Source organism: Quatrionicoccus australiensis (assembly GCF_020510425.1).
Taxonomy (GTDB): domain Bacteria; phylum Pseudomonadota; class Gammaproteobacteria; order Burkholderiales; family Rhodocyclaceae; genus Azonexus; species Azonexus australiensis_A.
The window spans coordinates 545,093-558,289 of sequence record NZ_JAHBAH010000001.1 but is presented as its reverse complement, the minus strand read 5'-3'; the positions used below and the strand labels follow the sequence as shown (position 1 = coordinate 558,289).

10 protein-coding genes are annotated in these 13,197 nt (G+C 62.1%); 8 read left to right on the top strand and 2 right to left on the bottom strand.

Annotated elements, in window-relative coordinates; genetic code table 11:
• Positions 1–2 precede the first annotated feature (2 nt).
• A complete protein-coding gene (locus tag KIG99_RS02815) occupies positions 3–1,076 on the bottom strand; it encodes an efflux RND transporter periplasmic adaptor subunit (RefSeq protein WP_226458729.1) in 1,074 nt (357 codons plus the stop codon).
• Between the two features lie 153 nt (positions 1,077–1,229).
• Here KIG99_RS02815 and KIG99_RS02810 point away from each other — a divergent pair, with 153 nt between their 5' ends.
• The 8 genes from KIG99_RS02810 (at position 1,230) to KIG99_RS02775 (ending at position 11,798) form a co-directional block, all read left to right on the top strand.
• Positions 1,230–2,486: an HD-GYP domain-containing protein gene (locus tag KIG99_RS02810; RefSeq protein ID WP_226458728.1), complete on the top strand. Its 1,257-nt coding sequence runs from the start codon at positions 1,230–1,232 to the stop codon at positions 2,484–2,486.
• Positions 2,487–2,609: 123 nt separating this feature from the next.
• The gene (locus KIG99_RS02805; protein WP_226458726.1) at positions 2,610–5,009 is read left to right on the top strand and encodes a 3-hydroxyacyl-CoA dehydrogenase/enoyl-CoA hydratase family protein; all 2,400 of its coding nucleotides are present in this window, start codon (positions 2,610–2,612) and stop codon (positions 5,007–5,009) included.
• Positions 5,010–5,031: 22 nt separating this feature from the next.
• Entirely contained in the window at positions 5,032–6,231 is a 1,200-nt protein-coding gene (locus tag KIG99_RS02800; protein ID WP_226458724.1) for an acetyl-CoA C-acyltransferase, read from the top strand.
• 29 nt (positions 6,232–6,260) lie between these two features.
• On the top strand, positions 6,261–6,770 hold the full coding sequence (locus KIG99_RS02795) for a DUF4442 domain-containing protein (protein WP_226458723.1): 510 nt from the start codon (positions 6,261–6,263) through the stop codon (positions 6,768–6,770).
• Positions 6,767–7,345, top strand: a complete 579-nt coding sequence (locus KIG99_RS02790; RefSeq protein WP_226458721.1) for a chalcone isomerase family protein — start codon at positions 6,767–6,769, stop codon at positions 7,343–7,345. The genes KIG99_RS02795 and KIG99_RS02790 overlap by 4 nt, the downstream gene beginning before the upstream one ends.
• Before the next feature lie 21 nt (positions 7,346–7,366).
• On the top strand, positions 7,367–9,028 hold the full coding sequence (locus KIG99_RS02785) for a long-chain-fatty-acid--CoA ligase (RefSeq protein ID WP_226458720.1): 1,662 nt from the start codon (positions 7,367–7,369) through the stop codon (positions 9,026–9,028).
• Positions 9,029–9,976 carry an NAD(P)H-dependent flavin oxidoreductase gene (locus tag KIG99_RS02780; protein WP_226458719.1) on the top strand — a complete coding sequence of 316 codons (948 nt, stop codon included), beginning with the start codon at positions 9,029–9,031 and terminating at the stop codon, positions 9,974–9,976.
• A gap of 22 nt (positions 9,977–9,998) precedes the next feature.
• Positions 9,999–11,798 carry an acyl-CoA dehydrogenase C-terminal domain-containing protein gene (locus KIG99_RS02775; RefSeq protein ID WP_226458718.1) on the top strand — a complete coding sequence of 600 codons (1,800 nt, stop codon included), beginning with the start codon at positions 9,999–10,001 and terminating at the stop codon, positions 11,796–11,798.
• An 88-nt stretch (positions 11,799–11,886) separates the two neighbouring features.
• Here KIG99_RS02775 and KIG99_RS02770 read toward each other — a convergent pair whose 3' ends face one another.
• On the bottom strand, positions 11,887–13,176 hold the full coding sequence (locus tag KIG99_RS02770) for a hypothetical protein (protein ID WP_226458717.1): 1,290 nt from the start codon (positions 13,174–13,176) through the stop codon (positions 11,887–11,889).
• Between the last annotated feature and the right edge of the window lie 21 nt (positions 13,177–13,197).

Below are 13,197 nucleotides of genomic sequence, written 5' to 3'. Positions count from 1 at the left end.
GATTATTTGCCGACGCCGGTCAACATTGCCTTGAGGCCGGAAATGCCCTTGACCGCGACGCGCTCGCCGACGGCGATGCCATCGATAACGACGTTGTCGCCGCCCTGGCTGACGATGCGCACGACACGCGGCTCGAAGCTGTAGCCCTGGTCGCTGCCGGCCGTCTGCACGAAAGCGAAGATCTTGCCCTGGTCGCGTACCAGCGCAGCGGCCGGCAGGCTTTGCTGCGCTCCGGCTGGCGTGCTCATTTCAACTTCGACGACCTGGCCGGGGTAAAGCTTGTCGGCACCGGTCGACACGGCGGCACGCAGCAAAACCGTCTGACTGGCGGCGTCGACCGCGCGGCCGATGGCGATCAGCTTGCCGCTGATCGGGCTGTCGGCCAGCTTGACGGTGGCGCCGATTTTCTGGGCGGTAGCGACGGCTAGCGGCGCCTGGATTTCCAGCCACAGCGGCGACAGCTTGGCGATGCGGTAGATCGGGGTCGAGGCTTCGACGCGCTGGCCGAGCTGGGCACTCTGTTCGAGCACGACGCCGTCGAGCGGGCTGGTCAAGGCGAGCGGTCCGCCCAGCTTGCCGGCGGCGACACCGGCCAGGGCGAGACCCTGACGGCGTTCGCTGGCCTGCGCATCGGCCTGGGCGGCGGCGCTGCGCGTCGCCTGCAGGCGGGATTCGGCGATCAGGCCTTCGGCGAACAATTGTTCGTCGCGCTTCAGATTCTGTTGTTGCAGGGCGGCGGCGCTGCCTGATTGCAGGGCGTCGCGTTGCAGTTCGAGCGCCTGCGGGCTGGCCAGGTGGGCGACGACCTGGCCGCGCTTGACGGTCGAGCCGGGCGCGACGGCAAGCATCTCGACCAGGCCGGCGACCGGCGCAGAGACGACGCGCATCTGCTCGGTTGGCACCAGTACGCGGGCCGGCAGGGCGCCGTTGCGGCCGCTCTGGGCGCTGCCCGCGACGATGGTTTCGATACCCAGCGCCTTGACCTGGGCGGACTGCAGTTGCAGGGTTTCGCCGGCCCAGCCGAGCGGGGTAATAGTGCAGAAGGTGATTGCCAGCAAACGATGAAGGATAGCCATGAGCCCGTCCGATAGTGGTTTTGCGCGAGTTTAGGCAGGCTGGATTAAGCCTGCCTTAACAGCATAGGCCGATCATTCAACCGCTTCAGGATGATTTAAGCTTGGCCGGTGATAATGCGCGCCAGCCCGCGCGCGAAGGGTGATGGAGACAAGATGAATACGTTCAATCGGCGTACGGCGGTGCGCATTGCGGTGGTCAGTTTTTTGCTGGCGGCGATCGCCAGCCCGATCGCCTGGTTTGTGACGCAGGAGAGCACCGAAGAGAGCACGGTGTCGCTGGCGATGGAAGAGTCGAAGCGCATGCTGCAGCATTTTGACGCCTTGACGCTGGAGGGGCCGCAGGTTGCCGAGCACGCCCAGCAGGCGGCGCGGACGCTGGCTGGCGGCTTGTTCGATATCGCCGAAATCTACGACAAAAGCGGTAAAAAACTCGCCGAAGCGATGACGCCTGATGGAGAGCGGATTGAGGAGTTATTGCCCAAACACGCGAACCCGAACTACACCGCTGCATCCTACGACAGCATTCAGTTGCCAGACGGGCGCTGGACAATGCGTATTTTCGTGCCTCTGCAGAGTCCGGACGGTCAACCCGGTGTTTCAGGCTATTTTGAAGGCGTGCGCATCATGCCCGCCTGGCAGCGCGAGCAGATGCTGGCTGGCGCGCTGACCGCCGCCCTGATGATCGGTCTGGCCTCGTTGCTCTGCGGCGCAGTGATTTACCCGGTGGTCGTGCATCTGTCGGCCGAGAACGAGAAAAAGACGCGCGAAGTGCTCGATTCGCACATCTCGATGATGGAAGCGCTGGGCCGGGCGATTGCCAAGCGGGATTCCGACACCGGTGCCCACAACTATCGCGTGGCGCTGATCTCGGCGCGTATTGCCGAACAGATGGGTTTTTCGTCTGCAGCCATGCAATCGTTGATCGCCGGCAGCTTTCTGCATGATGTCGGCAAGATCGGCGTGCCCGATGCCATCCTGCTCAAGCCGGGCAAGCTTGATGAGCAGGAGTTCGAAATCATGCGTACCCACGTTTGCCAGGGCGAGGAGATCGTCACCGGCATGGGCTGGCTGGATGGCGCCAATGCAGTGGTGGCTGGCCACCACGAAAAATGGAACGGCAGCGGCTATCCGCGTCGCCTGCAGGGCGAGGGCATTCCGCTTTCGGCGCGGATCTTTGCTGTGGCCGATGTCTTCGATGCCTTGTGCTCGAAGCGGCCTTACAAGGAGCCGATGTCCTTCGCCGCCGCGATGGGCATTCTCGAGCGCGATACCGGCAGTCATTTCGATCCGGCAGTGATGGCCGTGTTCCGGCCGATGGCGGCGGAAATCCATGCCTCGCTGCTCAATCGCTCGGAAGACGAAGTGCGCGCCCTGCTTGGCGAACAGGTGCGCCGGCATTTCGCCGCCTGAGGCGGTTTTCTTCCCGAGTTGAAAAACAGTGCAAAAAAACAGTTGACCGGTAAAGCGCTCGCTCTATAATTCAAACGTTCGTTTTATTCCAAGAACGCAAGATAAGACCAAAAGGAGAAGCGCTTGAAAAAGCTGATCGTGAAAAAGGCCGCCGTACTCGGCGCCGGCGTGATGGGGGCGCAGATTGCCGCGCACCTCGCCAATGCCAACGTGCCGGTCGTGCTGTTCGACCTGCCGGCGAAAGAAGGAGACAAGAACGGTATCGTCAGGAAGGCCCTCGACGGCCTCAAGAAGCTCGACCCGGCGCCGCTCGCCAGCAAGGGCAAGCTCAAGTTCATTGACGCCGCCAATTACGACGAACATCTGCCGCTGCTCGCCGAGTGCGACCTCATCATCGAGGCCATCGCCGAGCGTATGGACTGGAAGAACGACCTCTACGCCAGGATTGCGCCGCACATCGGCGCCGATGCGATTGTCGCTTCCAATACCTCCGGCCTGTCGATGAACGCGCTGGCCCAGGGCCTGCCGGAAGCCATCCGGCCGCGCTTCTGCGGCATCCATTTCTTCAACCCGCCGCGCTACATGCACCTGGTTGAAATCATCGGCACGCAAAGCACCGATGCCGGCACGCTCGACGCCCTCGAAACCTGGCTGACCTCGCGTCTCGGCAAGGGCGTCATCCGTGCGCTGGATACGCCGAACTTCGTCGCCAACCGCATCGGCGTCTTCTCGATTCTCGCCGTCATGCACCACACCCAGGCCTTCGGCCTCGGTTTCGACGAAGTCGATGCACTGACCGGTCCGAAGATCGGTCGTCCGAAGAGCGCCACCTATCGCACCGCCGACGTGGTTGGCCTCGATACCCTGGCGCATGTCGTCAAGACCATGCAGGACACCCTGCCCAACGACCCGTGGCACAGCTACTTCACGACCCCGGCCTGGCTGCAGGCGCTGATCGGGCAGGGCGCACTCGGCCAGAAGACGCGCTGCGGCATCTTCAGGAAGCAAGGCAAGGAAATCCAGGTGCTCGACCTGGCGGCGCAGGATTACCGCAAGTCGGCCGGTGAAATCGCCGAAGAAGTCGGCGCCATCCTCAAGATGAAGAACCCGGCCGAGAAGTTCGCTGCCTTGCGCGCTTCCAGCCAGCCGCAGGCGCAGTTCCTGTGGGCCATCTTCCGCGACATCTTCCATTACGCCGCCGTGCAGCTTGAAAGCGTGGCCGACAATGCGCGCGATCTCGATTTCGCGATGCGCTGGGGCTTCGGCTGGAGCCAAGGGCCGTTCGAAACCTGGCAGGCCGCCGGCTGGAGCGACATCGCCCAAGCCGTTGCCGCCGACATCGCCGCCGGCAAGAGCATGAGTAACGTCGCGCTGCCGGCCTGGGCGCTGGAAGCCGGGCGTACCGGCGTGCATGCCGCCGAAGGTTCCTACTCGGCGAGCAAGAATGCCTATGTGCCGCGCTCGACGCTGCCGGTCTATCAGCGCCAGCTCTTCCCCGAGCGCGTGCTGGGTGAAACGGCACTCAACCCGGAAAAATCCGGCGAGACGCTGTTCGAGAACGATGGCGTGCGTTTGTGGTGCCTACCGGCGGTCGACCGCAAAATCGGCATCATTTCCTTCAAGTCCAAGATGCACACCATCGGCGACGAGGTGTTGGACGGCGTGATCGCCGCCGTGCGCCAGGCCGAAACGACGCTGGACGGCGTCGTGCTCTGGCATGAAGCGCCGTTTGCCGTCGGTGCCAACCTGCAGCAGGTCGGCGAAGCCTGTGCCGCCGGGATGTTCGACAAGCTCGAAGAAACCGTCGAGAAATTCCAGCGCGCCTCGCAGACCCTCAAGTATGCACAAGTGCCGACCGTCGCCGCCGTACAGGGCCTGGCCCTGGGCGGTGGTTGCGAGTTTGTCATGCATGCCGGCAAGCGCGTCATGGCGCTGGAAAGCTATGTCGGCCTGGTTGAAGCCGGTGTCGGCCTGATTCCGGCCGGTGGCGGCTGCAAGGAATTCGCCGTGCGTGCCGCCGAATGGGCCGCCCAGTCGGCAACGCCGGGTGAAGTGTTCAACTTCCTGCAGCCGGTGTTCCAGACCATCGCCATGGCCAAGGTCGCCAAGAGTGCCGTTGAGGTGATCGAGATGGGCTTTGCCAAGCCGTCCGATACTATCCTGTTCAACGCCAACGAGCTGCTCTTCGTCGCCATCAAGGAAGCGCGTGCCATGGCCGATGCCGGCTACGCGCCGCCGCCGATGGCGCGCGGTATTCCGGTCGCCGGCAAGAACGGCATCGCGACCCTGGAAATGATGCTGGTCAACATGAAGGAAGGCGGCATGATTTCCGCGCACGACTACAAGGTCGCCAAGTCGGCTGCCATCGCATTGTGCGGCGGCGAAGTCGAAACCGGCAGCCTGGTCGACGAGGAATGGCTGATCACCGTCGAGCGCCGCCTCTTCGTCGAATTGCTGAAAACCCCCGAAACCCAGGCCCGGATCAAGCACATGCTCGAAACCGGCAAGCCGCTTCGTAACTAATCGGGTCAGGAGACAGATAAAAATGAGCAAACAGATTCAAGACGCCTACATCGTCGCCGCGACCCGCCTGCCGGTTGCCAAGCGTAACGGCATGTTCAAAAACGTGCGGCCGGACGACATGCTGGCCGCGGTCATCAAGGCGGTGGTCGCGCAGGTGCCTGGCATCGACCCGGCGCGCATCGGTGACGTCATCGTCGGTTGTGCGATGCCGGAAGCCGAGCAGGGCATGAACGTCGCCCGCATCGGCGCGCTGCTCGCCGGCCTGCCGATCACCGTGCCCGGCATCACGATCAACCGCTTCTGCTCCTCCGGGGTGCAGGCGGTGGCTGATGCCGCCAACCAGATCCGCCTCGGCCTGGCCGACGTAATGATCGCCGCCGGTACCGAGTCGATGTCGGTGATGCCGCAGATCATGGGCAACAAGATGTCGATGAACCCGGCCATCTTTGCCAAGGAAGAAAACCTGGGCATCGCCTTCGGCATGGGTTTGACCGCCGAGAAGGTGGCGAACCAGTGGAAAATTTCCCGCGATGCGCAGGACGCCTTCGCGCTCGCCTCCAACCAGAAGGCCTGTGCGGCAATTGCCGCGGGTCACTTCAAGGCCGAGACGACGCCTTACGCGATCAGCGAAAGCCTGCCTGACCTGGCGTCCGGCGAGATTCGCATCCGCCAGCGCCTTGCCGACACCGACGAAGGCCCGCGTGCCGATGCCTCGCTGGAACGTCTCGGCAAGCTGAAGCCGGTGTTCCATGCGCGCGGTTCGGTCACCGCCGGCAATTCCTCGCAGATGTCGGACGGTGCCGCTGCGGTCATGCTGGTATCGGAAAAGGTGCTCAGGGAACACAACCTGACGCCGCTCGCCCGCTTTGCCGGCTATGCCGTCGGCGGCGTCGCACCCGAGATCATGGGCATCGGCCCGATTGCGGCCATCCCGAAGGTGCTGGCGCAAGTCGGCATCCATCAGGACGACCTCGACTGGATCGAACTCAACGAAGCCTTCGCGGCGCAGGCGCTGGCCGTGACCCAGGAACTGGGCCTGAACCCGGCGAAGGTCAATCCGCTCGGCGGCGCCATTGCGCTCGGCCACCCGCTCGGCGCCACCGGTGCGATCCGCATCGCGACGCTGACGCACGGTTTGCAGCGCACCGGCGGACGTTACGGCATGGTCTCCATGTGTATCGGCACCGGTATGGGTGCAGCCGGCATTATCGAACGTCTCTGACGGTCGACCGTGCAAAAAAGGCAAAAACCATGAAACCCGCCTGGCTGGCCCGGCTTTCTCCCAGCTGGCGGGCGCGCATGGTGCGTCTTGGCTTCAATTTTCATCCGGCCTTTCGCGGTACCGGCGGGCGGGTCGTGCATGTGGCGAAGGACTTGCGCCACATTCGCATCCGCCTGGCGCTCAGCTGGAAGACGCGCAACATTGTCGGCTCGCTGTACGGCGGCTCGCTGTTTGCAATCACCGACGGGGCGCATCCGATGATGCTGATGGCGGCGCTCGGCGACAATTACATCGTCTGGGACAAGGCGGCCAGCATCCGCTATCGCAAGCCCGGTTACACGACGCTGTACGGCGATTTCGTGCTGCGTAAGGAGGAAATTGCCGAGATTCGTGCTGCATTGCTGGACGTGCCTGAGCTGGAAAGAACCTTCCTGGTCGAACTCAAGGACGAGCAGGGTACGGTACACACGATCGTTGAAAGAACGGTCTATATCGCCGAAAAAAACTACTACCGGCAAAAAGCCGGAGGAGACAAATGATGGTTACATCGCAATGCGTTCGCCGCGCCGCCCTGGTTGCTGCGCTGCTCGCCGTGCCCGGTCTGCAGGCGGCGGAAGTCGCCGGGGTCCGGGTTGAGGAAAAACTGCGCGTCGGCAGTAACGAACTGGTGCTCAACGGCGCCGGGCTGCGTACCCGCTTTTTCATCAAGGTCTATGTCGGGGCGCTTTATGTTGGTGAGAAGGCCTCTTCGCCGGCCGCCATCATCGACAGCAACGCGCCGCGCCGGGTCAGCCTGCGCCTGCTGCGCGACCTTGAGGCCGAGTCGCTGCATTCGGCACTCGACGAAGGCTTGCGCAACAACCTTTCCGCCGCCGAATTGTCCGACCTGAAAGGGCCGGCCGAGCAACTGGCCGGCATCATGAAGGGCATCGGCAAGGTCAAGGAAGGCGATACGGTGGCGATCGACTTTTCCGAGGCCGGCGTCAGCGTCAGCCAGAACGGCGAGGCGCGCGGCAAGGTGGCGGGTGCGGCCTTTGCCCGCGCCCTGCTCAAGGTCTGGCTCGGCGACAAGCCGGCCGATGCGGCATTGAAGAAAGCCATGCTCGGCAACTAGGGCGCTCAGGAGGAGACAAAAATGGAAAAAATCTGGCTACAAAGCTATCCGCAGGGCATCCCGGCCGAGATCGACATCGAGCACATCCCGTCGCTGGTTGCCTTGTTCGAGAACGCCTGCACGAAATTCGCCGACAAGGTCGCCTATATCAGCATGGGCAAGGAAATGACCTACGGCGAGCTCGACGCGGGCACGCAGGCCTTCGCGGGCTGGCTGCAGTCGCTCGGCATCCAGCCCGGCGAGCGCGTCGCGCTGATGATGCCGAACATGCTGCAATACCCGGTGGCGTTGTTCGGCACGCTGCGTGCCGGCTGCGTCGTGGTCAATTGCAATCCGCTCTACACGCCGCGCGAACTTGAGCACCAGTTGAAGGATTCGGGCGCGACGGCGATCGTCATCGTCGAGAATTTTGCGCACACGCTGGAGCAGGTGGTTGCGCGCACCGCGATCAAGCATGTCGTGGTCACGCCGATGGGCGAGATGCTCGGAGCGCTCAAGGGCACCGTGGTCAATCTGGTGCTGCGCCACGTCAAGAAGATGGTGCCAGCCTGGCAACTGCCCGACGCGATCCGCTTCAACGCCGCGCTCGCCGCCGGGCGGCAGCACGGTTTCAAGCCGGTGGCGCTGGCGCAGAACGACATCGCCTTCCTGCAATATACCGGCGGCACGACCGGCATTTCCAAGGGCGCCATGCTGACGCACGGCAACATCGCTTCCAACGTCATGCAGGCCTACAGCTGGATCAAGCCGGTGGTGCACGAAGGCCAGGAATTCATCATCACCGCCTTGCCGCTGTATCACATCTTCGCGCTGACCGCGAATTGCCTGACTTTCCTGATGATCGGCGCCAGGAACCTGTTGATCGCCAATCCGCGCGACATCCCGGGCTTCGTCAAGGAGTGGGGCAAATACCCGGTGACCGTGGTGACCGGCGTCAATACCTTGTTTGCCGCGCTGCTCAACGATCCGGGCTTCAAGGATCTCGATTTTTCGACCATGAACGTCACGCTGGGCGGCGGCATGGCGGTGCAGGGCGCGGTTGCCGAGCACTGGCTGAAGGTTACCGGCGTGCCCATCCTGCAGGCTTACGGCCTGACCGAAACCTCGCCGGCGGCGACCATCAATCCGCTCGACATGCACGAGTTCAACGGCTCGATCGGCCTGCCGATTTCCTCGACCGAAGTCTCGATCCGCGATGACTACGGCACCGAAGTGCCGCAGGGCCAGATCGGTGAAATCTGCATCCGCGGGCCGCAGGTGATGGCCGGCTACTGGCAGCGCCAGGAAGAAACCGATCTCGTCTTCTACCCGGATCGCTTCCTGCGTACCGGCGATGTTGGCTACGTGGACAAAAAAGGCTTCGTTTTCCTGGTCGACCGCAAAAAGGACATGATCCTGGTCTCCGGCTTCAACGTCTATCCGAACGAGGTCGAGGAAGCCGTCGCCATGCATCCGGGGGTCATGTTCGTCGCCGCCATCGGCGTGCCCGATGAGCACTCTGGCGAAGCGGTGAAAATCTTCGTGGTGCGCAAGGACCCGGCGCTCAACGAACGCATGCTGATCGAGCATTGCCGCAGCCAGCTCACCGGCTACAAGGTGCCGAAACACGTCGAATTCCGCGACGACCTGCCGCGTACCAATGTCGGCAAGATCCTGCGTCGCGCGCTTAAAGAAGGAGCATAAATGCCCATCCCCGCTTCCCTGAACAAGAACCTCAGCCTGCCGGTCATCTGTGCGCCGATGTTCATCGTCTCCAACCCGGACCTCGTCATCGCCCAGTGCAAGGCCGGCCTGATCGGCTCCTTCCCGGCGCTCAACGCCCGCCCCAAGGACCTGCTCGACGACTGGCTGCTGCGCATCAAGAGCGAACTGGCGGCCGATCCGAAGGCGGCGCCGTTCGCGGTCAACCAGATCATCCATCCGTCGAACGAGCGCCTCGAACACGACATGGCACTGTGCGTGAAGCACGAGGTACCGCTGATCATCACCAGCCTGTCAGCGCCGACCCAGATCGTGCCGCATGTGCATGCCTACGGCGGCAAGGTTTTCCACGACGTGATCAGCGTCCGCCATGCCGAAAAGGCGCTCGAAGCCGGCGTTGACGGCCTGATCCTGGTTTGCGCCGGGGCCGGCGGCCATGCCGGCACGCTCAGCCCGTTCGCGCTGGTCGGCGAAATCCGCAAGTTCTACGACGGCCCGATCGCGCTGTCCGGTTCGATCACCAACGGTAGCGCCGTTCTCGCCGCGCAGGCGATGGGGGCGGACTTTGCCTACATCGGCACGCGTTTTATCGCCACGCAAGAGGCCAATGCGGTCGACGCCTACAAACAGGCAATTATCGATTCCGCTGCCAAGGACGTCGTCTACACGCCGTACTTCACCGGCGTGCATGGCAACTACCTGGCGAAAAGCATCATCGCTTCCGGCCTTGATCCGGCCAATCTGCCGGAGAAGGACAAATCGGCAATGAACTTCGGTGCCGCCGCCGGCGCCAAGGCCTGGAAGGACATCTGGGGCGCCGGGCAGGGCGTCGGCACGATAGCCGAAGTGCTGCCGACCGCCGAACTGGTGGCCCGCATGCAGGAAGAATACCGCAGTGCCAAGACGGCACTGTGCAGCAACCCGTTCTGAAAAATAAACAGGAGACAAGCAAATGAGTGACTATCGCGCACCCGTCAAAGACATGCGTTTCGTCATGGACGAACTGGCCGGCTTCAAGGAGTTGAGCGCCATTCCCGGCTACGAAGAGGCGACGCCCGATCTGGCCGATGCCGTGCTCGACGAAGCGGCCAAATTCGCCGGCGAAGTCCTGGCGCCGCTCAACCGCATCGGCGACAAGGAAGGCTGCAAGCTGACCGCGAACGGCGTGACCACGCCGACCGGCTGGAAAGAGGCCTACAAGCAGTTCTGCGATGCCGGCTGGAACGGCATTTCCTCGCCCGCCGATTTCGGCGGCCAGGGCCTGCCGGACACGCTGGGCATCGCCGTCAAGGAAATGGTCTGCGCGGCCAACCTGTCCTTCTCGCTTGGCCCCTTGCTGACCACCGGCGCCGTCGAGGCGCTGATCACCTGCGCCAGCGACGAGCTGAAAGCCATCTACCTGGAAAAGATGGTTACCGGCGAGTGGACCGGTACGATGAACCTGACCGAGCCGCAGGCCGGCTCCGACCTGGCCTTGATCCGCTCGCGCGCCGAGCCGCAGGCCGACGGCACCTATCGCGTCTTCGGTCAGAAGATTTTCATCACCTACGGCGACCACGACATGACGGACAACATCGTCCATCTCGTGCTCGCCCGCCTGCCGGATGCGCCGGCCGGGGTGAAGGGCATCTCGATGTTCCTGGTGCCGAAATTCCTGGTCAATGCCGACGGCTCGCTCGGCGCACGCAACGACGCCTACTGCGTCTCGATCGAGCACAAGCTCGGCATCCACGCCAGCCCGACCTGCGTCATGGCCTATGGTGACAACGGCGGCGCGGTCGGCTACCTGCTTGGCGAAGCCAATCGCGGCCTTGAATACATGTTCATCATGATGAACGAAGCCCGCCTCGGCGTCGGCCTGCAGGGCATCGCCCTCGGCGAACGCGCCTACCAGCAGGCCCTGGCCTTTGCTCGCGAACGCAAGCAGGGCCGCGATGCGCTGACCGGCGAAGCGCTGGTCAGCATCGACAAGCACCCCGACATCCGCCGCATGCTGATGCTGATGAAGTGCCGCGTCGAAGCCAACCGCGCCATGACTTACTACACCTCCGGCCTGCTTGACCGTGCTCATGCCGCGAGCGATGCCGACGAGAAGAAGCGCCAGCTTTACCTCGCCGAATTCATGATCCCCATCGTCAAGGGCGGCGGTACCGAAATGGGCATCGAAGTCACCTCGCTCGGCATCCAGATCCACGGCGGCATGGGCTTCATCGAAGAAACTGGCGCTGCCCAGCACTGGCGCGATTCGCGCATCACGACGATCTACGAAGGCACGACCGGCATCCAGGCCAACGACCTGCTGTTCCGCAAACTGATGCGTGATCAGGGCGCCACGGCCAAAGTCGTGTTCGGTGAAATCCACGCCACGGTCAAGGCGCTCGGCGCCTCCGGCAAGCCGGAGCTACAGGCGATCGGCCAGCGTCTCGGCGTTGCACTGAAAGCCTGGACCGATGCCACCGAATGGCTGGCCGCCAACGCCAAAACCGGCCTCTCCGGCGTGTTGACCGCTGCCGTGCCCTACCTGCACCTGGCCGTCACCGTCACCGGCGGCTGGTTCATGGCCAAGGCCGCCTTGGCCGCGGCCGGCTATCTGGAAAAGGGCGAGGGCGATCAGACTTTCTACCGCGCCAAGATCGCCACCGCCCGCTTCTACGCCGACCAGTTGCTGCCGCAGGCTTATTCCTACGCAGAAACGGTCAAGGCGGGTGATGCAGCGCTGGCTGGTACTGGTGAGGAGGTTTTTGCAGCCTGAGAAGGGGACATATAAGGCTTACTCCTCATAATCAGGAAAAGAAAAAGGCACCGAAAGGTGCCTTTTTTGTGACTGCTTCCGGAATCAATTATTTCGGCGTGTTGTTATACGACACGCTCTTGTTGACCAGGAAGAGAGCAGTTTGCGTTGCAGGCATCAGGCTGCGTGCGTCATTATTAGTTGTTAGAGTTACACTCGAAACACCACCGATCGTACCGGCCGTTTGGCCCAAAAATGTTCCTTGCACGTAACTGCTGGCTGTTGCTACCCCTTGACGTGAGGTGATGGAATCCGATTGGATCTTGGAACCACTGATTGTGCCAGAGGCATCAAAACCGAAGGTGCCTTTGCCCATTGGCGACCAAGAGCCTTGCCATGTTCCTTGACGGAATTTGACTTCGATCTCGACACAACCTTGACGCGTAGCATTGAAGCTGCCGCCACGATAGACAGCGGTGACATCCCCTGCCCGCTGGCTGTCAAGATAGGATTGCGGTGTGGCGATACCGACTATGAAGTAGCCGTTGGTGGAGGTGGAACTGTAGCTGCCTCCTTCGTAGTAACGCACTTTTTCGCCAGAGGTATATGTCTCAACCTCGTGCATGAACTTGCCGACGGCAACTTCGTCATTTTTTGTCCAGCCTTTATCGGCATCGTAATACCTTGCCGAAATGGCCATTTCAAACGGGCCACGACCACCGAGTCCCCATTCTGCCTCTTGGCTGAATTTGCTGTGAGAAAATCCCGATGCAGACGAGGTGTCAGTAATGCCGGAAAGCATGAAGGCTTCGTATTCGGGTTCCACCGTACGGAAATGATGCAAACCGTCATCACGGCGTCCACCAAAATAAACTGGAATTGGCGTGCCTGAGTCAGTGAAGTTTGGTGCGACCAGTGTATCCAGCGAAGTCAGGCGCCAGAACACGGTTCCTTCACCTTGGCCACTTCCTGCGGTGATGCTTGGATCCGCGACGAATGACAACGAGAACAGGCCTGCGTTCATCGGCGTCTTGGATTTCATTCCTTTGCTGGCATAAACGCTCGGGTAGTCACCGCCGCTTTCTTTCGACTTGTCACGGAAGATTGCGTAGCCGCACCAATCTCCGGTAGCACAACCCTGGGTCAATACGTCAGGTGTTTTTTTGTAAGGATCAGAGCCGCCGCTACCTGGCATTTGCACCGGAGAGGGGGCGCCAGCAGCTGGTTCAACAAAGTCAGACCATGGTCCCCAGTTATCAACGGAGTCGTCTGTAAGCAGGACGTTTCCGTACGATTTGACGTGGTTCCATTTGTCTTCGTGGAGTTCCTTGGCAAATGCGGTGCTACTTATGAGCAACGCAGCAACGGCTGCCGCTATGATGGTTTGACGAGTTTTCATGATCTTGCCCCTGTGAGATTT